Origin of the sequence: Kitasatospora sp. NBC_01300 (genome assembly GCF_041435235.1) — a bacterium.
Taxonomy (GTDB): domain Bacteria; phylum Actinomycetota; class Actinomycetes; order Streptomycetales; family Streptomycetaceae; genus Kitasatospora.
Window position 1 is genome coordinate 4,954,104 of sequence record NZ_CP108408.1, and the last position, 22,137, is coordinate 4,976,240.

Consider the following 22,137-nt stretch of genomic DNA (forward strand, 5'->3'; position numbering starts at 1 on the left):
CCTCGGCCGAGGAAAGCCGTACGGCGCCCCAGCCGCCCGGTCAGTGGGCGGCCGCGCGTTGGAGGGCGCTGGCGAGGAGGGCGAGGTCGGTGGGGCCGTTGCCGAGTTCGCGGACCGGGCGGCGGGCGGGCGGGGCGCCGAGTTGGAGCGGGTCGATCGCGACGACGGTGGGGCGCAGGGTGGCGGTGCGCGGGATGCGGCCGCTGATCCGGGCGGTCTGGAAGGCGGTGACGCCGCCGTCCGGCAGGCGCAGGTAGCCGCGGCCGGGGGTGTCCTCGGGCAGGGCGGCCGCGTCGCCGAGGTGGATCAGCAGGTCGGAGTCGGCCGGGTCCTCGGTGCGCAGCGCGATGCGGAGCAGGGCGGCCTCGTCGACCTCGGTGCCGGCGCTCTCCTCCGGGCGGCCGGTGGTGACCGCGAGGTGGACGCCGAGCGGGCCGCCGTGGCGGGCGACGGCCGCGAGGGCGCGGGCGAGCGGGCGGCCGGCCGGGGAGGTGGGGGAGAGCAGGGCGTCGTAGTCGTCCACGACGACGACCAGGCGGGCGGGGCAGGGGGCGGCGGCGGGGGAGGTGACCGGCCGGGCGCCGTCGCCGCTGCGCGGGTGGATGATCTTCGGGGTGGCGGCGGAGGCCGCGCCGACGACGGCGGGCACCGGGACGGCCGGGTGTCCAGCCAGGCCCTGCCCGGCCAGGCCCTGCCCGGCCAGGCCCTGTGCGTCCAGGCTCTGCCCGTCCAGGATGCGGGCGGCGTGCCAGGAGGCGAAGTCCAGTCCGTCGAACAGCCGCTCGCGCAGGGCGAGTTCGTCCTCCAGGGCCTCCGCGGCGAGCAGCGCGGCCCGCGGGTCGTCGGCGGCGTTCACCAGGCCGGTGACGTGCGGCAGTTCGGTGCAGCCGTCCAGGCCGTCCTCGGTGGACCGGCCCTCGATGAGGGTGACGGCGAGGCGCTCGGGGCGTTCGGAGACGGCGAGCGAGGCGACCAGGGTGCGCAGCAGCTCGGTCTTGCCGGAGCCGCGGGCGCCGCCGATGAGCAGGTGCGGGCCGCCCGGGTCGGGGGAGGGCAGGGCGAGTTCGGGATCGGCCAGGTCGAGCGTGCAGAGCTCGTCCCGGGTGGTGCCGAGCAGCGCGGTGGCGGCGCCGATGCCGCCGGCGTGCGCCGCCCAGCGGGCGGACAGCTTGGCCGGGGTGACGGTGTCGAGCTGGAGCAGGTCGAGCAGCCGCAGCGCGTCGGGCAGCGGGCCGCGGGCGGCCGGGGCGGCCTCGCGCAGCGGGGCGAGCACGCGGGCGAGCCGTTCGGCCCAGGCGTCGGAGACGGCGTCCAGGGAGACCTCGTGCAAGGTCTCCCTGCCGCGGGCGACGGGGCGGTCGAGGGAGAGCTGGGTGCCGACCTCGCCGGTGATCAGGGCGGTGGCGCCGAGGCCGCGGGGGAGCAGTTCGGGCTGCTCGGCGAGGCAGATCGGGAAGATGCCGACGGCCGGGCCCTGGCGCAGCAGCAGGTCGACGGCCTGCCGGGCGGTCTCGGTGGTCGGGCGGCCGTCCACCACGACGACGGTGGCGGGGTGGCCGCCGAGGCCGGCCGGGCCGCTGAGCCGGGTGGTGAGTTCGGTCAGCCGGGCGGTGGCCTGTTCGTCGTCGAGGCCGAGCAGCAGGCGGCAGTCCTGGCCGTCGGCGGGGCGCAGGTGGGGCAGCCAGAGGGCCCAGGCCCAGGTGTCCGCGCGTTCTTCGGGGGTGCGCGCCTGGTCGGCGTCGACGACGACCAGGCTCAGGCCGGTCGGCGGGTGCAGGGCGGCGAGCTGGGCGACGACGGCGCGGGTGAGCGCGTCCAGGCGTTCGCGCGGGCCGCTGAGGCCGAGGCTGCCGGCGGTCTGCAGGTCGAGGGTGACGGGGACGGCGGGCAGCATGGTGCCGGGTGAGGTGCCGGGGCCGCCGGGGCGGTCGGCGGTGCCCAGGCGCAGGGTGAGCGCGTCGGGGTGGCCGGGGCCGCGCTCCCAGAGCCGGGGGCCGGGGCCGACGGCGTTGAGCAGCAGGGTGGCGAGATCCGGCCATCGTTCGCGCTGGGCGGCGGCCTGGCGCAGCCGTACGGCGGTGTGGTGGCGTTCGGCGCTCTCCTGGCCGGGCGGTTCGGCGGTGCGGCCGAGCCGCAGCGAGAGCAGGCCGCGGCCGCGGCCGGGGGCGGGTTCGGGGGCCGCCGGCGGTTCGGCCACCGGCGGGGCGGGGCGGACCGGGCCGGGGGCGGCGAGCTGGAGGTGGCCGTGGCCGTCGGGCAGGGCGGCGCGGCCGGTGCCGTCGGCCGGGTCGGGGGCGGCCACCTGAAGGGTGGATTCGCCGATGCGCAGCAGGGCGCCGGCTTCCAGCGGGACGGCTTCCTCGGGGGCTCCGGGCGGGACGAGCCGACCGTCCAGGGTGGTGCCGTTGGTGGAGCCGAGGTCGCGGACGGTGATCCTGCCGTCGTCGGCGAGGTGCAGGGCCAGGTGCAGCCGGGAGACGTCGGGGTCGTCGAGCGGGACGTCGGCTTCGCCGGAGCGGCCGATCCGGATCTCCCGGCCGTGCAGCCGGTGCACTCCGCCGGCGTCCGGGCCGCCGACCACGCGCAGTTCGGCGGCGGCGGGGGTGTCGTCGGGGTCGTCGGCGGTCGGGTCGGGCTCGTTGAGGCTGAGGACGGCCCCGTCGAGGAGCGGGGGGTGGCCGAGCAGCGTGTGCTCGTCGACCCGGTGCGCCCCGGCGTACAGGTGCACGTGGGTGGCGGCCCGGGGCCCGCGCACGCCGACGGCGCCCGCGAGGGCGCCCGCGAGCGCGCCGAGCGCGGTGCCGACGGGTGCGGTGACCAGCACGTCCACGTAGGGGATGGCGGAGCCGACGGCGGTCGGGCCGCTGCGCGGTCGGAGGACGGTCAGCCGGATCTGCATCTCGCCCGCGGGTCCCTTCTGCTGGTGTGGAGCCTGGTACCGCTGCCCGGTGTCGTCGCGGGCGCGCGGGGCGGCCGCGGCGACCCTTTGGGCCACACGAGTGGCGAGTGTCCATCCTGCCATCCGTCACGGACAGTCCGCGCACCGTACCGGATTTGACGATCTTGCGATCATCGCCATGGTGGAGGCGACGGAGGGTCAGGTCAACCGGTGCGGCGGGGGCCCCGTCGGCGGGCCCGCCGAACCCGTCCGGGAACTCCCCTAGGGGATGTCCCCCAACCCCTCCGGGATGGCCTGCCGGTCGCCCCAAAAACCTGAACGGACACCGTTAGAGTGGCCGCAGACACGGGCCCGGCAGGCTCACCGCACCGGCGGAGGAGCGCCCCGCACGGGCGGCACGACGAGGAGTGCGACAGGTGCGGCCAGTCGGCAGCAAGTATCTGCTTGAGGAGACCCTCGGACGGGGTGCCACCGGGACGGTCTGGCGCGGCCGGGTGCGCCCCGACGTCCAGGTGCCCGGCAGCGAGCCCGGGCAGCTGGTGGCGATCAAGGTGCTGCGCGAGGAACTGGCGGCCGACCCGGACGTCGTGATGCGCTTCCTTCGCGAGCGCTCGCTGCTGCTGCGACTGACCCATCCGAACATCGTCCGGGTCCGCGACCTGGTGGTCGAGGGCGAGCTGCTGGCCCTGGTGATGGACCTGATCGACGGCCCCGACCTGGCCCGCTACCTGCGTTCCAACGGCCCGTTCAGCCCGATCGCCGGCGCCCTGCTGATGGCCCAGGTCGCGGACGCGCTGGCGGCCAGCCACGAGGACGGGATCGTCCACCGCGACCTCAAGCCGGCCAACGTGCTGCTCGCCTCCACGGTGCTGGACGGCACCGAGCAGATGCACCCGATGCTGACCGACTTCGGCATCGCCCGCCTCGCCGACTCCCCGGGCATCACCCGCACCCACGAGTTCGTCGGCACCCCCGCCTACATCGCGCCGGAGTCCGCCGAGGGCCGCCCGCAGACCTCCGCGGTGGACGTCTACGGCGCCGGGATCATGCTGTACGAGCTGGTCACCGGCCGCCAGCCGTTCCAGGGCGACAGCGCGATCGCGCTCCTCCACGCCCACCTGGCGCAGGAGCCGCAGCGGCCCAGCACCATGCCCGAGCCGCTGTGGACGGTGATCGAGCGCTGCCTGCGCAAGGACCCGGCGCAGCGGCCGTCCGCGACCTCGCTGGCCGGCGCGCTGCGGGTGGTGGCGGCCGGCGTCGGGGTGCACGCCTCCCCGGCGGCGGTGGACGAGGCGCTCGCGGTCGGCTCGCTGCTGCTGCCGGACCCGCGCCCGACCTCCGTCCCGAGCGCGGGCGCGGGCGTCCCCGGCCTGTCGCCGGCGGCTCCGGCCGCCCCGCCGGCCCCGCAGTACGACCCGGCCGGGGCGACCCAGGTGATGGGCACCCAGCCGCCGCCCGCCCCGCCGTTCGGGGCCCCGGACCGCACCCAGGTGATGCCGCCCACCGTCGTGCCGCCGCCCCCGCCGGGTGCTCCGGGCACTCCGGGCGCTCCGGGGGAGGAGACGCCGCACCCGTGGCAGACGCAGCTGCGGGCGGCCCGGGACCGCAACCAGCAGACCCAGGTCGGCTACTTCGGCCCGGAGGACTTCGAGGACCCGCAGGTCGCCCCGCGGCCCTTCCAGGCCGGGCCGGGCGGTCGCCCGGGCTACCAGCCGCAGCAGCCGCCGCCCGGCTACCACCCGGACCAGCGGCGCCAGGGCCCGCCGCCGCCCGGGTACGCCCAGCGGCCGCCGGTGGCCCCGCCGCCCTACCAGGGCGGTCAGGGCTACCAGGCCGGGCAGACCGGTCACGGCGGCCAGCCGCAGCCCGGGCCCGGTGGACGCCCGCAGCCGCCCGGCGGCTACCGGCCGGCCCCGGCCGCGTACGGGCAGTCGCAGGGCGGCTACCCGCCGCCGCCCCCGCCCACCCCGGTCCCGCGCCGGGCCGAGCCGCCGCAGCACCGCGAGTCCCCGCAGCACCGCGAGCCCCCTCAGCACCGTGAGCCCCCGCAGCGTCGGGAGGAGCCGCAGCGTCGGGAGGAGCCGCGCGAGCAGGACCGCCGCGAGCCCGCCCCGCCGCGCGAGCGGCGCCAGCGCAGCCGCAACCGGATGTACATCCCCGGGCTCGGCTGCCTCAAGGGGTGCCTGGTGGTGCTGGTGGTGCTGGTGGTGGCCGGGTTCGCGCTGTGGAACTTCACGCCGCTGCCGCACTACTGGGACAACGTCCAGGGCTGGTTCAACACCGTGCGCGACTGGGCGGACGCCCTGTTCGGCAGTTCGAAGAGCTGACGCCGGGCCAGGCCCCGCCGCGCGGGGCCGCCCGGTCCAGGACCGGGCCCGCGCGGCGAGATTGACGATTTGTCGACAATTTATGAGATTTCTCGCCCGAGACTGCCCGCCCAGGGCCCTCGGGCGGCCCGCGCGGGGCGCCGGGGCGCGTAGGTTGGTCGCTGTTGTCCCGCCCCACCGAGCGCACCGGACCCCCGGGCGCGCTCCCGCGCCGCCCACGGAGCAGCATTGGCACGCAAGATCGGCAGCCGGTACACCGTCCACCAGGTGATCGGCCGGGGTTCGGCCGGGACGGTCTGGCTCGGTGAGGGGCCCGACGGCCCGGTGGCGGTCAAGCTGCTGCGCGAGGACCTGGCCGCCGACCAGGTGCTGGTCGGCCGCTTCGTCCAGGAGCGCGCCGCGCTGACCAGCCTCGACCACCCCCGGGTGGTCGGTGTGCGCGACATGGTCGTGGACGGCAGCGACCTCGCCCTGGTGATGGAGCTGGTCCAGGGCACCGACCTGCGCTCCCGGCTGGAGCGCGACGGCGCGCTCCCGCCGCAGACCGCCGCCTCGGTCATCGCGGACGTCGCCGACGGCCTGGCCGCCGCGCACGCCGCCGGCATCGTCCACCGCGACGTCAAGCCGGAGAACGTCCTGCTCGACCTCGCCGCCGCCCCGGGCCCCGGCGGCGCCCCGCGCGCCAAGCTCACCGACTTCGGCGTGGCCCGCCTGGTCGACGCCCCGCGCCGGACCCGGGCCACCCGGATCATCGGCACCCCCGACTACCTCGCCCCGGAGATCATCGAGGGCCTGGAGCCGCGCGCCGCCGTCGACATCTACGCCCTCGCCACCGTGCTGTACGAGCTGCTGGCCGGGTTCACCCCGTTCGGCGGCGGCCACACCGGCGCGGTGCTGCGCCGGCACGTCACCGAGCAGGTGCCGCCGATCCCCGGTCTGCCGGACGGGCTGTGGCGGATCATCTCCGAGTGCCTGGCCAAGGCCCCGGCCTCCCGGCTGCGGGCCGCCGAGCTGGCCGCCCGGCTGCGCGAGCAGCTGCCCTCGCTGGCCGGCCTTCCGGTGCTGGCCGTCCCCTCCCAGGGCCGTGCCCCGGCGGAGGAGGCGCTGCCCCCCGGCGAGGCCGTGTACGCCGAGGTGGACGCCGGCCCGGGCATCCACAAGCGCCGCCGGGGCCCGGCCGTCCCGCTGGTGCCCGGCGTCGCCCCCGACTCCACCCGGGACACCCACACCAGCCTGCGCCGCCCCTCCGCGGGCGAGCTGGCCGCGTACGCCGCGGAGTCCCGCGCCCAGCGCACCGCCCCGGGCACCGGGCACCGCCGGGACCGGCAGGCGCTGCTGCGCCGCCGCCGGCTGCTGGCCGTCCTGCTGGCCACCGTCCTGCTGCTGGCGGGCGCCGCCGCGGCCTGGACGGCCTTCGCGGCCACCGCCCCGGACGCCGGCCACCCGGCCCGCCCGGCGGTGTCCGGCACGGCCCCGCGGGCGCCGTAGAAGGCCGTCGGGCGGGTGCCGCGGGAGCCGGAGGACCCCGGTGTCGTCATGACCACCCCCGGAACCATTACCCTGGGGGCGTGGCAGCCGTCGATCCTTCCGAAGAGCTCAAGAACCTCGAAACGACCATGGGGTCGATCGAGGCCGTCCTCGACCTGGACAAGATCCGGGCCGACATCGCTGTCCTGGAGGAGGCGGCAGGCGCCCCCAACCTGTGGGACGACATCGCGAACGCGCAGAAGGTGACCAGCCGGCTCTCCTTCCTCCAGGGCGAACTGCGCAAGTTCGAGGGCCTGCGCAGCCGTATCGACGACCTGGGCGTGCTGTTCGAGCTGGCCGAGGCCGAGGACGACGCGGACACCCGGGTCGAGGCCGAGTCCGAGCTCGCCTCCCTCCAGAAGGCGGTCGAGGAGCTGGAGGTCCGCACCCTCCTGTCCGGCGAGTACGACGCCCGCGAGGCGCTGATCAACATCCGCGCCGAGGCCGGTGGCGTCGACGCCGCCGACTTCGCCGAGCAGCTGATGCGCATGTACCTGCGCTGGGCCGAGCGGCACGGGTACCCCACCGAGGTGTACGACACCTCGTACGCCGAAGAGGCCGGCATCAAGTCCGCGACCTTCACGGTCAAGGCGCCGTACGCCTACGGCACCCTGTCGGTCGAGCAGGGCACCCACCGCCTGGTCCGCATCTCGCCCTTCGACAACCAGGGCCGCCGGCAGACCTCCTTCGCCGGCGTCGAGGTGCTCCCGGTCGTCGAGCAGGCCGACCACGTCGACATCGACGAGGGCGACCTGCGGATCGACGTCTACCGCGCCTCCGGCCCCGGCGGCCAGGGCGTCAACACCACCGACTCGGCGGTGCGCATCACGCACCTCCCGACCGGTGTCGTGGTCTCCTGCCAGAACGAGCGCTCGCAGATCCAGAACAAGGCGTCCGCGATGAACGTCCTCCAGGCGAAGCTGCTGGAGCGGCGCCGCCAGGAGGAGCGTGCGGCGATGGACGCGCTCAAGGACAGCGGCAGCTCCTGGGGCAACCAGATGCGCTCCTACGTGCTGCACCCGTACCAGATGGTCAAGGACGTCCGGACCGAGTACGAGGTCGGCAACCCGCAGGGCGTGCTGGACGGCGACATCGACGGCTTCATCGAGGCCGGCATCCGCTGGCGCAAGCAGCGCGAGACCGCCGCGCAGTAGGCGCCGACAGACGGAACAGGGCCCCCGACCGCAGTGGTCGGGGGCCCTTTCGTGTGCCTCGGTGGGTTCAGGCCAGGGCCTGCCGGGCGATCAGCGCCACCGCGAGCAGACCGGCCAGCAGGGCCAGCAGCATCGCGGGGGAGAGCGCCGCGAACGGACCCTGCTGCTCCTGCAGCCGGGCCCGGTTGGCGCGGCAGACCGCGCAGCGCCCGTCACTCACGCGGCCGTTGCAGTTGGCGCACACCAGATGGTCGCAGGTCATGCGATCTCCTCCTCGCTGCTACAGCCAACGCACCGGACGGGGCTTTGGTTCCTCTTCTTGCCCTGTGCGGGGGAGCGCCCGAACACGGACGCCACCTCCACTCTGCCAGGTTCTGACGGTTCCGGCTCCCGGGCTGTGAGATGCCTCCCAATTTTCGGGGCATAACCAGACATTCTCCCCCAGATTTCGACGGCTGTCCTGGGCGGCCCCTGCGCGCCGACCGCCGATTCGCGTATGGTCCCAGACCGGGAGCGGCCCTTTCCGCTCCCGCCACCCGCCCCAGGGCCGGGCGCCCGGGGTGGACCGACCGAGGACTGGCGCCGCCTAGGATGGCCTCCGTGATGCAGCCGTGATCAGATTCGACAACGTCTCCAAGACCTATCCCAAGCAGAACCGTCCCGCCCTGGACAACGTCTCGCTGGAGATCGAGAAGGGTGAGTTCGTCTTCCTGGTCGGCTCGTCCGGCTCGGGCAAGTCCACCTTCCTGCGCCTGTGCCTGCGCGAGGAGCGCCCCTCCACGGGCGAGGTGCACGTGCTGGGCAAGGACCTCGGCAAGCTGTCCAACTGGAAGGTGCCGCACATGCGCCGCCAGCTGGGCACCGTCTTCCAGGACTTCCGCCTGCTGCCCAACAAGACGGTCGCGCAGAACGTCGCCTTCGCCCTCGAAGTGATCGGCAAGCCCAAGAGCGCCATCAACAAGGTGGTGCCCGAGGTGCTGGAGCTGGTCGGCCTCGGCGGCAAGGAGGACCGCATGCCGGGCGAGCTCTCCGGTGGTGAGCAGCAGCGCGTGGCGATCGCCCGCGCGTTCGTGAACCGTCCGATGCTGCTGATCGCGGACGAGCCCACCGGCAACCTCGACCCGCAGAACTCGGTCGGCATCATGAAGCTGCTCGACCGCATCAACCGCACCGGCACCACGGTGCTGATGGCCACCCACGACCAGGCCATCGTCGACCAGATGCGCAAGCGCGTCATCGAGCTCGACAAGGGGCTGCTCGTCCGCGACCAGGCCCGCGGCGTCTACGGATACCAGCACTGACCGACCGGCGCAGCCGGCGCTGAACCCGTAGGGCCGTCCGCCCGCGTCGCCAGACCAGCAGTACCGACCCTGGAGTTGTTACCCGCATGCGTGCCCAGTTCGTCCTGTCGGAGATCGGTGTGGGTCTCCGCCGCAACCTGACGATGACCATCGCGGTCGTGGTCAGTGTCGCGCTCTCCCTCGCCCTGGCCGGTTCCTCGCTCCTGGTCCGCGACCAGGTGAACTCCATGAAGGGGTACTGGTACGACAAGGTCGAGGTGAGCATCTACTTCTGCACCAAGTCGGACGCGCGCAACTCGCCGCAGTGCGACAAGGGTGCGGCCACCGACCAGCAGGTGCAGGACATCAAGGCCCAGCTGGACAAGATGGACTCGGTGGTCCAGTCGTCGACCTTCGAGAGCTCCGCCGAGGCGTACAAGCACTGGAAGGAGATGAACCCGGACAACCCGCTCATCTCCGTCCTGGGCCCGGACGCGATGCCGCAGTCCTGGCGGGTCAAGCTGAACGACCCGACCAAGTACGACGTCATCCAGAGCGCCTTCGCCGGCAAACCCGGCGTCAAGTCGGTGGAGGACCAGCGGAAGATCCTGGAGAACCTGTTCGGCCTGCTCAACGGCCTCCAGACGGCGGCCTTCGTGATCATGGTGCTGATGCTGTTCGTCGCCCTGCTGCTGATCGTCAACACCGTCCGGGTGTCGGCGTACAGCAGGCGGCGCGAAACCGGCATCATGCGCCTGGTCGGTGCCTCGAACTTCTACGTCCAGATGCCGTTCATCGCCGAGGCCGCGTTCTCCGCGCTGCTCGGCGCGGCCATGGCCTCCGGGCTGCTGGTCGGCGGGCACTTCTTCGTCCAGAACTGGCTGGCCGACCGGGTGCAGTTCATCCACTTCATCGGCCTCGGCTCGGTGCTCGCGGTGATACCGCTGCTGATCGTGGTCGGTATGGGCATGGCCGGCGTGGCGGCGTTCTTCACGCTGCGCAAGTACCTCAAGGTCTGACCACCTCCGGCCCCGGCGGCCCCGGACGGCACTGCGCCGTCCGGGGCCGCCGTCGTTTCGGCCGCCGTTGTGGCCCGTCGTGCCCGACGCGGTGTCTACACTCCGGTGCCATGCTGGAAACTCCGCGCAGGGCACGTCAGGTGGCCACCCTCAGCCTGGTGTTCGGCGTCGTGCTGATCGCCGGGGCCGCCACCGGCGCCTGGGGCGACCCGCCGCGGCGCCCGGCCGCCGGTGCCGCCCCGGTCGCGGGCGCCGCCCCGGGCCTCCCGGCGGACCCGGCCGGCACCGCCCTGTCCGAGCAGCAGGCCGAGCACCTGCTCGGGGCCAACGGCGACCGCTGGGGCGCCTACTACAGCGCCCAGGAGTACGCCGCGTTCAGCCAGGGACTGGACGGCCGCTACCTGGGCGTCGGCCTCTCGGTCGGCCGCGGCCAGGACGGCGTCACCGCGGTCTCCCAGGTCGCGCCCGCCGGGCCCGCCGCCACGGCCGGGATCGAGGCCGGCGACCGGCTGCTGCGGATCGACCAGGACCAGGCCGACCACCTGCCGGTCACCGAGGTGGTGGCCCGGCTGCGTGGGCGCGACGGCGAGCGCGGGGTGGGCTCCGAAGTCACCCTCGCCGTGCGGCGCGGTGCCGGCGAGGTCCGAGAACTGCGGCTGCGGCGAGCCCTGTTGGACAGCCGGCAGGTCACCGCCGAGCAGCTGGAGAAGGGCGTGCTGCGGATCGCCGTGCGGGCCTTCACCAGCGGCGTGACCGATCAGGTGCGCGCCGCGCTGCGCGCCCCGCACGCCGGTGTGGTGCTCGATCTGCGCGGCAACTCGGGCGGGTTGGTCGAGGAGGCCGCCGGCACCGCCGGGATCTTCCTGGACGGCGGAGCGGTCGGCTCGTACCAGGAGCGCGGCGAGACCCGGGAGTTGACCGCCCCGCCCGGGGGCGACCAGCGCACCCCGCTGGTGGTGCTGGTCGACGGCGGCACGATGAGCGCCGCCGAACTGCTCACCGGTGCGCTCCAGGACCGCAGCCGCGCCGTGGTGGTGGGCTCCCGGACCTTCGGCAAGGGCACCGTCCAGCAGCCCAGCCGGCTCGCCGACGGCGCGGTGCTGGAGCTGACCGTCGGCCGCTACTACACCCCGGCCGGCCGCTCCCCGGAGGGCACCGGCCTGACCCCGGACGTCCCGGCGGCGGCCGGCGAGGACGCCGACGCGCTCGCCCTGCGGGTGCTGGCCGGGCTCGGCACCCGGGCCTAAAGGGGCTGCCCCGAACCGGCCGAAGTGCGAGAATGGCCGCGCTATGGCAAAGGAAACCGGACAGAAGCTGATCGCGCAGAACAAGAAGGCGCGACATGAGTACACGATCCTCGACACCTACGAGTGCGGCCTCGTGCTCACCGGTACGGAGGTGAAGTCACTGCGCGAGGGGCGGGCCAACCTGGTCGACGGCTACGCCTACATCCAGAACCACGAGGCCTGGATCGACAACGTGTTCATCCCCGAGTACACCCAGGGGACGTGGACCAACCACGCGGCCCGGCGCAAGCGCAAGCTGCTGCTGCACCGGCTGGAGATCCGCAAGATCGAGAGCACGGTCCGCGACGCGGGCCACACGCTCGTCCCGCTCTCGCTGTACTTCAAGGACGGCCGGGTGAAGCTCGAACTGGCGCTCGCGGTCGGCAAGAAGCTGTACGACAAGCGGCAGACGCTGCGCGAGAAGCAGGACACCCGCGAGACGGCCCGTGCGGTGGCGGCCGCCCGGCGGCGCCAGCGTTAATCCGCTGGACCCTCACCCGCCGCCTCGCGTAGTATGGCGGCAGCAACACGGACGGTCACCGTCCGGCTGTTTCTCAACAAAACATGGGGATGATCGGTTTCGACAGGGGATGTTGAAACAGGGGAAGCGAGCCGAGGAACGCGGCAATGATCTCGTTAACCACGTGTCGCAAAAAAATAATCGCCAACTCTAAGCGCGATTCCCAGCAGTTCGCTCTCGCTGCCTAATAAGCACCGATAGCGCTTGGGTGTCAGACCGGGGAGTTCCCGACCCGGACCCTGGCATAATCTAGGGAACTCAACCGTCCACCCGGGCTGCGAGGGTGGACGGGAAATCAAACAGCAGCTGGGCCTGTTGGCGGCTTGTCCGTGTGACTGCCAGGGCCGAGAAAATCACAGCGGACTGCGCTCGGAGAAGCCCTGAATTAACTCCACTGGACCCGGGTTCGATTCCCGGCATCTCCACCACCCCATGTTGACAGTGAAGGCCGTCCACCGCTTTGCGGTGGGCGGCCTTCACGTTTACCCCGGTTGGGGCGTAGGATCATCCGTCCGCTCGTTTTCCGGAGCCGGATTCCGCCGCTACCACCGAGGCCATGCAGAGCAACACGGACACCACCGCCGCCACCGACCGCGAGACCGTGCGCGAGCGCGAGATCGCCGGTGAGCAGCAGCACCTCGACACCGTCTACCGCCGGCTGGAGGAGAAACTCGCCGAGGCCGAGTACATCCTGGAGGACGCCGCCAAGCGGGTCCACGTCGGCACCCCCGGCGCGCTCGCCGAGCGCGACGCCCAGGTCTACCGGGCCGGCGCCCACCTCCAGCGCCTGAACAACGAGTTCGAGGACTTCCTGTTCGGCCGGATCGACCTCCAGCGGGCGGACGCCCCGGAGGAACACGGCATCCCCTCCGACACGCCGCTCGACCCGGCCGACCCGGCCGTCGCCGAGACCCTGCACATCGGCCGTCTCGGCGTGCTGGACGCCGAGTACGGTCCGCTGGTGATCGACTGGCGGGCGCCCGCCGCCGCGCCGTTCTACCGCGCCACCCCGGTCGAGCCGGGCCGGGTGGTCCGCCGCAGGGTGATCCGCTCCAAGGGGCGCCGGGTGATCGGCGTCGAGGACGACCTGCTGCGTCCCGACCTCACCCCGACCCTGAACGGCCGGGAGCTGGCGGTGGTCGGCGACGGCGCGTTGATGGCCTCGCTCGGCCGCGCCCGCAGCCACTCGATGCGCGACATCGTCTCCTCCATCCAGAAGGAGCAGGACGAGGTGATCCGGGCGGCCGCCGCCGGCGCCACGCTCGTCACCGGCGGCCCGGGCACCGGCAAGACCGCCGTCGCCCTGCACCGCGCCGCGTACCTGCTGTACCAGGACCGCCGCCGGTACGCCGGGGGCATCCTGGTGGTCTCGCCGACCCCGCTGCTGGTCTCCTACACCGAGGGCGTGCTGCCCTCGCTCGGCGAGGAGGGGCAGGTCGCCATTCGCGCGGTCGGCTCGCTGGTCGACGGCATCGAGGCGGGCACCTACGACAGTCCGGAGGCGGCCCGGGTCAAGGGCTCGGGCCGGATGGTGCAGCTGCTGCGCCGGGCCGCCCGGGCCGCGCTGGAGCTGGGCGCGCCGCAGGAGCTGAAGGTGGTCGCCCGCGGCGAGGTGCTCAAGCTGGACGCGGGCCGGCTCAAGGCCGTGCGCGGCAACGTGATCGGCTCCGGCGGCACCCCGCTGAACCTGCTGCGCCCGCGCGCCCGCCGCCTGCTGCTGGACGCCCTGTGGCAGGAGGCCACCCGGCACCTGCCGAAGCCGACCGACCACTACGCCCGCGAGCAGCGCCAGGAGGAGAAGGAGTCCTTCGACGAGTACGTCTCGGACGAGGCGCCGTTCCTGGACTTCCTGGACGCCTGGTGGCCCGCCGTGACCCCGCGCCGGGTGCTCGGCACGCTCAAGCAGCACCGGCACATCAACCGGATCGCCCGCCGCGCCGTCTCCCCGGACGAGGCGAGGCTGCTGGCGGCGTCCTGGCGCCGGCTGTCCCCGAACGGCGAGGGCGCGCTGTCCGCGCACGACGTCGCGCTGGTGGACGAGCTCCAGGTGCTGCTGGGCGAGGCGGCCCGGCCGAAGGTGCGGGAGGTGGACGCGGTGGACCTGCTGAGCGGGCTGGAGGAGGTCACCACCTTCGCCGACCGCAGCTCCCGCCAGCGCGAGCGCGTCCCCGTCGAGCGCACCGAGTACGCGCACGTGATCGTGGACGAGGCGCAGGACCTCACCCCGATGCAGTGGCGGATGATCGGCCGCCGGGCCCGGATGGCGACCTGGACGATCGTCGGCGACCCGGCGCAGTCCTCCTGGCCGTTCCCGCAGGAGGCGCAGGCCGCGCTGGACGAGGTGCTGTCCGGCAAGCCGCGCCGCCGCTTCACGCTGACCGTCAACTACCGCAACCCGGCGGAGATCGCCGAGGTCGCGGCCAAGGTGCTGGCGCTGGCCGCGCCGGGCACCCCGTCGCCGACCGCGGTGCGCCGGGTCGGCGTCGAGCCGCGCTTCGCGGCCGTCGTGGATCCCGCCCCGGAGGCCTTCGGCGCGGCGGCCCGGGCGGAGCTGGAGCGGCTGCTGGCCGAGGTGGACGGCACCGTGGCGATCGTGGTGCCGATGGACCGCCGGGCCGAGGCGGCCGGCTGGGCCGAGGGCCTGGGCGAGCGGGCGGTGGTGCTGGGCAGCCTGGAGGCGAAGGGCCTGGAGTACGACGCGACCGTGGTGGCCGATCCGACCGGCATCGCCGGCGAGTCGGAGGCCGGCCTGCGGGTGCTGTACGTGGCGCTCACCCGGGCGACCCAGCGGCTGACCGTGCTGTCCGGTCCGGACGACCTGCCGGACGCGGCCGGCGTGCCCGCGCTGCTGCACGGCTGACGGCCGGTCCGCCGGACGAAGAAGGCCCCTCACCGGATGGTGAGGGGCCTTCAGACGTTAGTGACACCGACCCGCCATGCTCGCCTCGCGGCAAGTGGTCCCTCGAAGGGACGAAGGTTGGGCCCGGGGGCTTGGATCGAGCCGGTGTCCCGTCCAATGTAACGCATCGGCCCGGAGAGGCAAGAAGTTGTCGGGTCCGCACACTCAATGAACGTTATTTCTGGCTACCCCTTGGAAGGTGCGACGATCGAGGTCTAGCATGCGCAGGCGATGCCTTCAACAAAATGTTGAACCTGCCGCACGGACGGAAGAAGGAAGCGTCGATGGCGACGGTGCCCAGTGTCTCCAACTCGATCACGGTGCGGCTGGAGGTCCCGGCCCGGGGCAACGCCGTCAGTGCGATCACCACGGCCGTGGAGTCCTCCGGCGGTTCGGTGACCGGTCTCGACGTCACCGCCTCCGGCCTGGAGGCGCTGCGGATCGACGTCACGGTGGCGGCCTCCTCGGTCGCGCACGGCGAGGAGATCGTCGAGAAGCTGCGGGCGATCGACGGCGTGTCGATCGGCAAGGTCTCGGACCGCACCTTCCTGATGCACCTCGGCGGCAAGATCGAGATGTCGTCCAAGCTCCCGATCCGCAACCGTGACGACCTCAGCATGATCTACACCCCGGGTGTCGCGCGGGTCTGCATGGCGATCGCCGAGAACCCCGAGGACGCCCGCCGCCTCACCATCAAGCGCAACAGCGTCGCCGTGGTCACCGACGGCTCGGCGGTGCTGGGCCTGGGCAACATCGGCCCGGCCGCCGCGCTGCCGGTCATGGAGGGCAAGGCGGCCCTGTTCAAGCGCTTCGCCGGGATCGACGCCTGGCCGCTCTGCCTGGACACCCAGGACACCGACGAGATCGTGGCCATCGTCAAGGCGATCGCCCCCGGCTTCGCGGGCATCAACCTGGAGGACATCTCCGCGCCGCGCTGCTTCGAGATCGAGGCCCGGCTGCGCGAGGCCCTGGACATCCCGGTCTTCCACGACGACCAGCACGGCACCGCGATCGTGGTGCTGGCCGCCCTCACCAACGCGCTGAAGGTGGTCGGCAAGGAGATCAGCGACATCCGGGTGGTGATGTCGGGCGCCGGCGCCGCCGGTACCGCGATCCTCAAGCTGCTGCTGGCGGCCGGCGTCGAGCACGCCACCGTGGCGGACGTGCACGGTGTGGTCCACCAGGGCCGGGAGGACCTCAACGACAGCCTGCGCTGGATCGCCGAGCACACCAACCGCTCGGGCCGCACCGGCAGCCTCAAGGAGGCCGTGGCGGACGCCGACGTCTTCATCGGCGTCTCGGCCCCGAACGTCCTGGACGGCGACGACCTGGCCACCATGGCCGAGGACTCGATCGTCTTCGCGCTGGCCAACCCGGACCCGGAGGTCGACCCGGCCATCGCCCGGCAGACCGCCGCCGTGGTCGCCACCGGCCGCAGCGACTTCCCCAACCAGATCAACAACGTGCTGGTCTTCCCGGGTGTCTTCCGCGGCCTCCTGGACGCCCAGAGCCGCACCGTCAACACCGAGATGATGATCGCCGCCGCCCGGGCGCTGGCCACCACCGTCGCCGACGACGAGCTGAACGCCAACTACATCATCCCGAGCGTCTTCCACAAGGACGTCGCCAAGACGGTCGCCTCGGCGGTGCGCGAGGCGGCGCTGGCGGGCGTCCAGGAGAGCACGGAGCCGGCCCGTCCGACCCCGGGCATCGTCGGCACCCTCGACGCCTCCTCGTTCCCCACCGTCAAGCTCTGACCGGCGAGGCGACCGACGTGTCGCTGATCGGTCAAATGTCCGAATAGCGGCCTTACCCGCCCGAGCCCGCCCCGAACCCTTGCGACACAAGGGCGAGGGGCGTGTTTGGGCTTGTCGTGCCTAGGGCGTACGGTAGCCCTGCACGGGGCAGGCGTGTCCGACAAGTACGGAACGTCCCCCTGGTCTTCCGGCGCGTCGTCCCGACCGCCGCCCGGGCCCGGTCCGCCGGAGCCGACGGAGCGTCACACCTCCAACGGGTGGGGTTCGTTCGGGTGTCGTGGCCGGGGCCCGATTGGCTTTCTCGGGGCCGGTCGGGGCAGGATTCGTATCCAGGCAGGCGGACGGGCCTTCGACGGCACCGGCGCGCGGCATCGGGTACGGACCCGGCCTGCGACCACGCATTGCCTGCATGAGCACAGTGTGCGGACCTGCGGCCTATCCGGGTGCCCCCCGGTGGGAGTACCGATGGGCCCCCGCACACCGCAAGCGAACAGACCACAGGAGTACACATGAACCGCAGTGAGCTGGTGGCCGCGCTGTCCGAGCGCGCCGAGGTGACCCGCAAGGACGCCGACGCCGTTCTGGCCGCCTTCGCCGAGATCGTCGGCGAGGTCGTCGCCAAGGGCGACGAGAAGGTCACCATCCCCGGTTTCCTGACCTTCGAGCGCACCCACCGCGCCGCCCGCACCGCCCGCAACCCGCAGACCGGTGAGCCGATCCAGATCGCGGCCGGCTACAGCGCCAAGGTGAGCGCCGGCTCCAAGCTGAAGGAAGCCGCCAAGGGCGCCTGAACCACCCCTTGAACGCCCGAGAGGCCGGGCTCCCCTGTTGGGGAGCCCGGCCTCTCGTCGTGGGCCTACGGGCCCGCAGGCCCGTAGGCCCTGCGGGTCAGGCGTCGACCAGCTGCTCGGACGGCAGCTCGACGTGGGCGCCCAGGTCGCGCAGCTTGTCCATGAAGTTCTCGTAGCCGCGGTTGATCAGGTCGATGCCGTGCACGGTCGAGGTGCCCTCGGCCGCCAGCGCCGCGATCAGGTACGAGAAGCCGCCGCGCAGGTCGGGGATGACCAGCTCGGCGCCCATCAGCTTGGACGGGCCGGAGACGACCGCCGAGTGCAGGAAGTTGCGCGCGCCGAAGCGGCACGGGGTGGCGCCCAGGCACTCGCGGTACAGCTGGATGTGTGCACCCATCTGGTTGAGCGCGCCGGTGAATCCGAGCCGCGACTCGTACACCGTCTCGTGGACGATGGACAGGCCGGTGGCCTGGGTCAGGGCGACGACCAGCGGCTGCTGCCAGTCGGTCTGGAAGCCCGGGTGCACGTCGGTCTCCAGGGCGATCGCCTTGAGCTCGCCGCCCGGGTGCCAGAAGCGGATGCCCTCGTCCTCCACCTCGAAGGCGCCGCCGACCTTCCGGAAGGTGTTCAGGAAGGTCATCATCTCCAGCTGGCGGGCGCCGCGGACGTAGATGTCGCCCTTGGTGGCCAGCGCCGCGCAGGCCCAGGAAGCGGCCTCCAGGCGGTCCGGCAGCGCGCGGTGGGTGTAGCCGCCCAGCTCGTCGACGCCGGTGATCAGGATGGTCCGGTCGGTGCCCAGGGTGATGATCGCGCCCATCTTCTGCAGCACGCAGATCAGGTCGACGATCTCCGGCTCGATGGCCGCGTTGCGCAGCTCGGTGACGCCCTCGGCGAGGACGGCGGTGAGCAGCACCTGCTCGGTCGCGCCGACCGAGGGGTAGGGCAGCTCGATCTTGGTGCCGCGCAGGCGCTGCTGGGCGACCAGGTAGGTGCCCTGCGGGTGCTTCTCGATGGTGGCGCCGAACTGGCGCAGCACCTCGAAGTGGAAGTCGACCGGGCGGCCGCCGATGTCGCAGCCGCCCAGGCCCGGGATGAAGGCGTGGCCGAGGCGGTGCAGCAGCGGGCCGCAGAACAGGATCGGGATCCGCGAGGAGCCGGCGTGCGCGTCGATGTCGGCGACGTTCGCACTCTCCACGTGCGACGGGTCGAGGATCAGCTCGCCGTCCTCGTCGCCGGTCCGCACGGTGACCCCGTGCAGCTGGAGCAGTCCGCGGACCACCTTGACGTCGCGGATGTCCGGGACGTTGCGCAGTCTGCTGGGGCCCTGGCCGAGGAGGGCGGCGACCATGGCCTTGGGCACCAGGTTCTTCGCACCGCGGACGCGGATCTCGCCTTCGAGCGGGTTTCCGCCGTGGACCAGCAGGACGTCGTCGGTCATCGTTCTCGCAATCCGGGGTGCCAGAGGAGTGGGAAGGCTCCGGTAGAGAGCCGGTGGTGGACCGGTTGGTACGGGCGCGCTCGGGCCCCCGGCAAAACCGAGTCGGCACCGTAAAGGGCGTCCACCATCCGTAGATGGTAGTGGGCGTGCCGATGGTTCCCGTGAGCCTCTCCCGTGATGGTCCTCTCTCCGGGCTCGCTCCCGCCCGCCGGAGGGGCCGTTCGGGTGTTTGTCCGGCGTGGCGGGGTTTCGATCGTTGAGGTGTCCGACCCCGGCCGTTCTGCGGGATCATGTGGGCATGACGGCGGCCCACTCGCACGCAGGACGGTCCCACACCGGCCGTCTGCTCGTCGCGACGCCCCTGCTCACCGACCCGAACTTCGCCCGGGCGGTGGTGCTGCTCCTCGACCACGACGTCGAGGGGGCGCTCGGCGTGGTCCTCAACCGGCCGACGCCGGTCGAGGTGGGCAGCGTGCTGGACGGCTGGGGGCGGCTGGTCGGGCAGCCCGCCGTGGTGTTCCAGGGCGGACCGGTGGCGCTGGACTCGGCGCTCGGCCTCGCCGTGGCGCCGGGGGAGCCGGGCACCGGCGAGCCGCTCGGCTGGCGGCGGGTGCACGGCGCGATCGGCCTGGTGGACCTGGAGGCGCCGCCCGAGGTGCTGGCCGGCGAGCTGGGCGCGCTGCGGATCTTCGCCGGGTACGCCGGCTGGTCGCCGGGCCAGCTGGAGACGGAGCTGGGGAGCGGCGCCTGGTACCTGGTGGACTGCGAACCGGGGGACATCTCCAGCCCGGAACCGGAGCGGCTGTGGCGCTCGGTGCTGCGCCGCCAGCGCGGCCCGCTGGCGCTGCTCGCCACCTATCCGGACGACCCGACGCTGAACTGACGTACGGGCCGCCGTCGCGATACTGGCCGGGTTTCGCGGGGCGCCCATAGACTTGGCACCTATGAGCACTCTTGAGCCCGAGCGCGGCCTCGGCACCGGCACCCTGGTCGAGCCCGTCCCCCAGGTGTCCCACGGGGACGGCGACCACGAGCGCTTCGCGCACTACGTCCAGAAGGACAAGATCATGGAGAGCGCGCTCTCCGGCTCGCCCGTGGTGGCGCTCTGCGGCAAGGTCTGGGTGCCCGGGCGCGACCCGAAGAAGTACCCGGTCTGCCCGATGTGCAAGGAGATCTACGACGGCATCGGCAAGCCGCAGGGCGGCGACGACAACAAGGGCGGCAAGTAGCACCGACCGCCGCGGGCCGGTGCCCGGCGCCGTAGCGCACGGTGTGGTTGTGCACAGCGCCGTTTTGCATAGTGCCGCGTTTCCGAAGTGGTCTATGCCAGTCGTCCGGGGCGGGGGCAGGATGTCGGAATGGACCTCATTCCCGTGCCTTCGAGTGCCGTCCGCCGCCCGGACGAGGACTTCCCCCTCGACGACGCCACCACGCTGACCGCGCCGCCCGGGCTGGCCGACGCCGAACGGTGGCTGCGCACCGCGCTGTCCGCGGCCACCGGGCTGCCGCTCGGCCCGGGCCGGCCGGGCACGGGCATCGAACTCGTCCAGGACGACGCGCTGGCCGCCGAGGCGTACCGGATCACGGTGCGCCCCGGCCACGCCCTGATAGCCGCGGGCGGGCCGGCCGGTGCGCTGTGGGGCGCGCAGACCCTGCGCCAGCTGCTCGGCCCGGACGCCTTCCGCCGTTCCCCGCTGCGCGGCACCGGCTGGGTGCTGCCCGGCGCGGACATCGAGGACGCCCCCCGGTTCGGCTGGCGCGGTGCGCTGCTCGACGTCGCCCGGCACTTCCTGCCCAAGTCGGACGTGCTGCGCTTCGTCGACCTGCTGGCCGCGCACAAGCTGAACGTGCTGCACCTGCACCTGACCGACGACCAGGGCTGGCGGGTGGAGATCAAGCGCTACCCCGGCCTGACCGAGCGCGGCTCCTGGCGGGACCGCTCGATGGTCGGCTACCGGGCCGGCCAGCGCCGCGACGACCGCCCGCACGGCGGCTACTACACCCAGGACGACCTGCGCGAGATCGTCGCCTACGCGGCCGCGCGCGGGGTCACCGTCGTCCCGGAGGTGGACCTGCCCGGGCACACCCAGGCCGCCGTCGCGGCCTACCCCGAGCTGGGCAACACCGACGTGGTGGACACCGCGGCGCTCGGCGTCTGGACGGACTGGGGCGTCAGCCACAACGTGCTCAACGCCTCCGAGGACACCCTGCGCTTCTTCGAGGGCGTGCTGGAGGAGATCCTGGACCTCTTCCCGTCCGAGTTCATCCACCTCGGCGGCGACGAGTGCCCCAAGGAGCAGTGGAAGGACAGCGCGGCCGCCCAGGCGCGGATCCGCGAGCTCGGCCTGGCCAACGAGGACGAGCTGCAGAGCCACGTGATCCGGCACTTCGACCGCTGGCTGGCCGAGCGCGGCCGCCGGCTGATCGGCTGGGACGAGATCCTGGAGGGCGGGCTCGCCCCGGGCGCCGCCGTCTCCTCCTGGCGCGGGTTCGGCGGCGGGATCGCCGCGGCCAAGGCCGGGCACGACGTGGTGATGTGCCCCGAGCAGCACGTCTACTTCGACCACCGGCAGGCCGACGGCCCGGACGAGCCGATCCCGGTCGGTTTCGTGCGCACGCTGGAGGACGTGTACCGCTTCGAGCCGGTGCCCGGGCAGCTGGACGAGACCGCCGCCCGGCACGTGATCGGCACCCAGGCCAACCTGTGGAGCGAGTTCATGGACAGCGCCCGGGACATCGACTACCGGGCCTTCCCCCGGTTGGTGGCCTTCGCCGAGGTCGCCTGGTCCGACCTGCCCACCGATCCGGCCGAGCGCGACTACGCCGGCTTCCAGCACCGGCTGGAGACGCACCTGAAGGTGCTGGACGCGCTCGGCGTGGAGTACCGCCCGGCGGACGGCCCGCACCCCTGGCAGCGCTGGCCCGGGGTGGCCGGCCGGCCGATCGAGGGCCCGCCGCCGGTGCGCTGAGCGCGATGGACTCGCTCTGACGGGAACTTCTGAGTGGTCATCTGACGTCAAGAACAGATGAACATCTGCCCTGGTCCGGTTCGGGCCGGGGCAGATACCGCCCGGTATCCGTCCCAATCGGGCAGTCCCGTTCACCTGCCCCGAAATGATCATCGAGCATTGTGTGCCAGAGTTGCCCAACCCGGCCCGATCGCCCGTACCCTACGGGCCAGGCCGGGCTGCTGACGCGGACACCACGGCCGAGGGCCGCGGGCGGCAGCCGATCGATGAG

The 22,137-nt window shown here is 73.2% G+C and carries 16 protein-coding genes and 1 other RNA gene; 14 read left to right on the forward strand and 3 right to left on the reverse strand.

Annotated features, from left to right (window positions below):
* Positions 1-40: 40 nt before the first annotated feature.
* The gene (locus OG556_RS22070; protein ID WP_371518634.1) at positions 41-2,995 is read right to left on the reverse strand and encodes an FtsK/SpoIIIE domain-containing protein; all 2,955 of its coding nucleotides are present in this window, start codon (positions 2,993-2,995) and stop codon (positions 41-43) included.
* Between the two features lie 320 nt (positions 2,996-3,315).
* Here OG556_RS22070 and OG556_RS22075 point away from each other — a divergent pair, with 320 nt between their 5' ends.
* The 3 genes from OG556_RS22075 to prfB all read left to right on the forward strand — a co-directional run bounded on the left by OG556_RS22075 (position 3,316) and on the right by prfB (position 7,907).
* Complete coding sequence (locus OG556_RS22075) at positions 3,316-5,226, forward strand: serine/threonine-protein kinase (RefSeq protein ID WP_371518636.1); 1,911 nt, start codon at positions 3,316-3,318, stop codon at positions 5,224-5,226.
* A 228-nt stretch (positions 5,227-5,454) separates the two neighbouring features.
* Complete coding sequence (locus OG556_RS22080) at positions 5,455-6,714, forward strand: serine/threonine-protein kinase (protein ID WP_371518637.1); 1,260 nt, start codon at positions 5,455-5,457, stop codon at positions 6,712-6,714.
* An 80-nt stretch (positions 6,715-6,794) separates the two neighbouring features.
* Positions 6,795-7,907: a peptide chain release factor 2 gene (gene prfB, locus OG556_RS22085; RefSeq protein WP_371518639.1), complete on the forward strand. Its 1,113-nt coding sequence runs from the start codon at positions 6,795-6,797 to the stop codon at positions 7,905-7,907.
* Between the two features lie 67 nt (positions 7,908-7,974).
* On the opposite strand, the gene OG556_RS22090 is transcribed toward prfB, so the two are convergent.
* Positions 7,975-8,169 (reverse strand): hypothetical protein, encoded by a 195-nt coding sequence (locus OG556_RS22090; protein WP_363370334.1) that lies wholly within the window; start codon positions 8,167-8,169, stop codon positions 7,975-7,977.
* 349 nt (positions 8,170-8,518) lie between these two features.
* Here OG556_RS22090 and ftsE point away from each other — a divergent pair, with 349 nt between their 5' ends.
* The 8 genes from ftsE (at position 8,519) to OG556_RS22130 (ending at position 17,459) form a co-directional block, all read left to right on the forward strand.
* Positions 8,519-9,208, forward strand: coding sequence for a cell division ATP-binding protein FtsE (gene ftsE / locus OG556_RS22095; RefSeq protein WP_063349173.1), 690 nt, complete (start codon positions 8,519-8,521; stop codon positions 9,206-9,208).
* An 86-nt stretch (positions 9,209-9,294) separates the two neighbouring features.
* Positions 9,295-10,206, forward strand: coding sequence for a permease-like cell division protein FtsX (gene ftsX / locus OG556_RS22100; RefSeq protein ID WP_350881111.1), 912 nt, complete (start codon positions 9,295-9,297; stop codon positions 10,204-10,206).
* A 110-nt stretch (positions 10,207-10,316) separates the two neighbouring features.
* Positions 10,317-11,453 carry a S41 family peptidase gene (locus tag OG556_RS22105; protein ID WP_371518641.1) on the forward strand — a complete coding sequence of 379 codons (1,137 nt, stop codon included), beginning with the start codon at positions 10,317-10,319 and terminating at the stop codon, positions 11,451-11,453.
* Positions 11,454-11,496: 43 nt separating this feature from the next.
* Positions 11,497-11,973: an SsrA-binding protein SmpB gene (smpB, locus tag OG556_RS22110; protein ID WP_350881115.1), complete on the forward strand. Its 477-nt coding sequence runs from the start codon at positions 11,497-11,499 to the stop codon at positions 11,971-11,973.
* Between the two features lie 85 nt (positions 11,974-12,058).
* Positions 12,059-12,440: a transfer-messenger RNA gene (ssrA, locus tag OG556_RS22115) on the forward strand.
* Between the two features lie 128 nt (positions 12,441-12,568).
* The gene (locus OG556_RS22120) at positions 12,569-14,872 is read left to right on the forward strand and encodes a UvrD-helicase domain-containing protein (protein WP_371518642.1); all 2,304 of its coding nucleotides are present in this window, start codon (positions 12,569-12,571) and stop codon (positions 14,870-14,872) included.
* Between the two features lie 323 nt (positions 14,873-15,195).
* Positions 15,196-16,668, forward strand: coding sequence for an NAD-dependent malic enzyme (locus OG556_RS22125; RefSeq protein WP_371518644.1), 1,473 nt, complete (start codon positions 15,196-15,198; stop codon positions 16,666-16,668).
* A gap of 509 nt (positions 16,669-17,177) precedes the next feature.
* Positions 17,178-17,459, forward strand: a complete 282-nt coding sequence (locus tag OG556_RS22130) for an HU family DNA-binding protein (RefSeq protein WP_030059737.1) — start codon at positions 17,178-17,180, stop codon at positions 17,457-17,459.
* A gap of 97 nt (positions 17,460-17,556) precedes the next feature.
* Here OG556_RS22130 and murA read toward each other — a convergent pair whose 3' ends face one another.
* The gene (gene murA, locus OG556_RS22135; RefSeq protein ID WP_350881121.1) at positions 17,557-18,897 is read right to left on the reverse strand and encodes a UDP-N-acetylglucosamine 1-carboxyvinyltransferase; all 1,341 of its coding nucleotides are present in this window, start codon (positions 18,895-18,897) and stop codon (positions 17,557-17,559) included.
* 298 nt (positions 18,898-19,195) lie between these two features.
* Here murA and OG556_RS22140 point away from each other — a divergent pair, with 298 nt between their 5' ends.
* From OG556_RS22140 to OG556_RS22150, 3 genes are all read left to right on the forward strand, one after another.
* A complete protein-coding gene (locus OG556_RS22140) occupies positions 19,196-19,780 on the forward strand; it encodes a YqgE/AlgH family protein (RefSeq protein WP_063349180.1) in 585 nt (194 codons plus the stop codon).
* Between the two features lie 61 nt (positions 19,781-19,841).
* Positions 19,842-20,126, forward strand: a complete 285-nt coding sequence (locus tag OG556_RS22145) for a DUF3039 domain-containing protein (protein WP_371518646.1) — start codon at positions 19,842-19,844, stop codon at positions 20,124-20,126.
* A gap of 129 nt (positions 20,127-20,255) precedes the next feature.
* On the forward strand, positions 20,256-21,866 hold the full coding sequence (locus OG556_RS22150; RefSeq protein WP_371518647.1) for a beta-N-acetylhexosaminidase: 1,611 nt from the start codon (positions 20,256-20,258) through the stop codon (positions 21,864-21,866).
* The last annotated feature ends 271 nt before the right edge of the window (positions 21,867-22,137 follow it).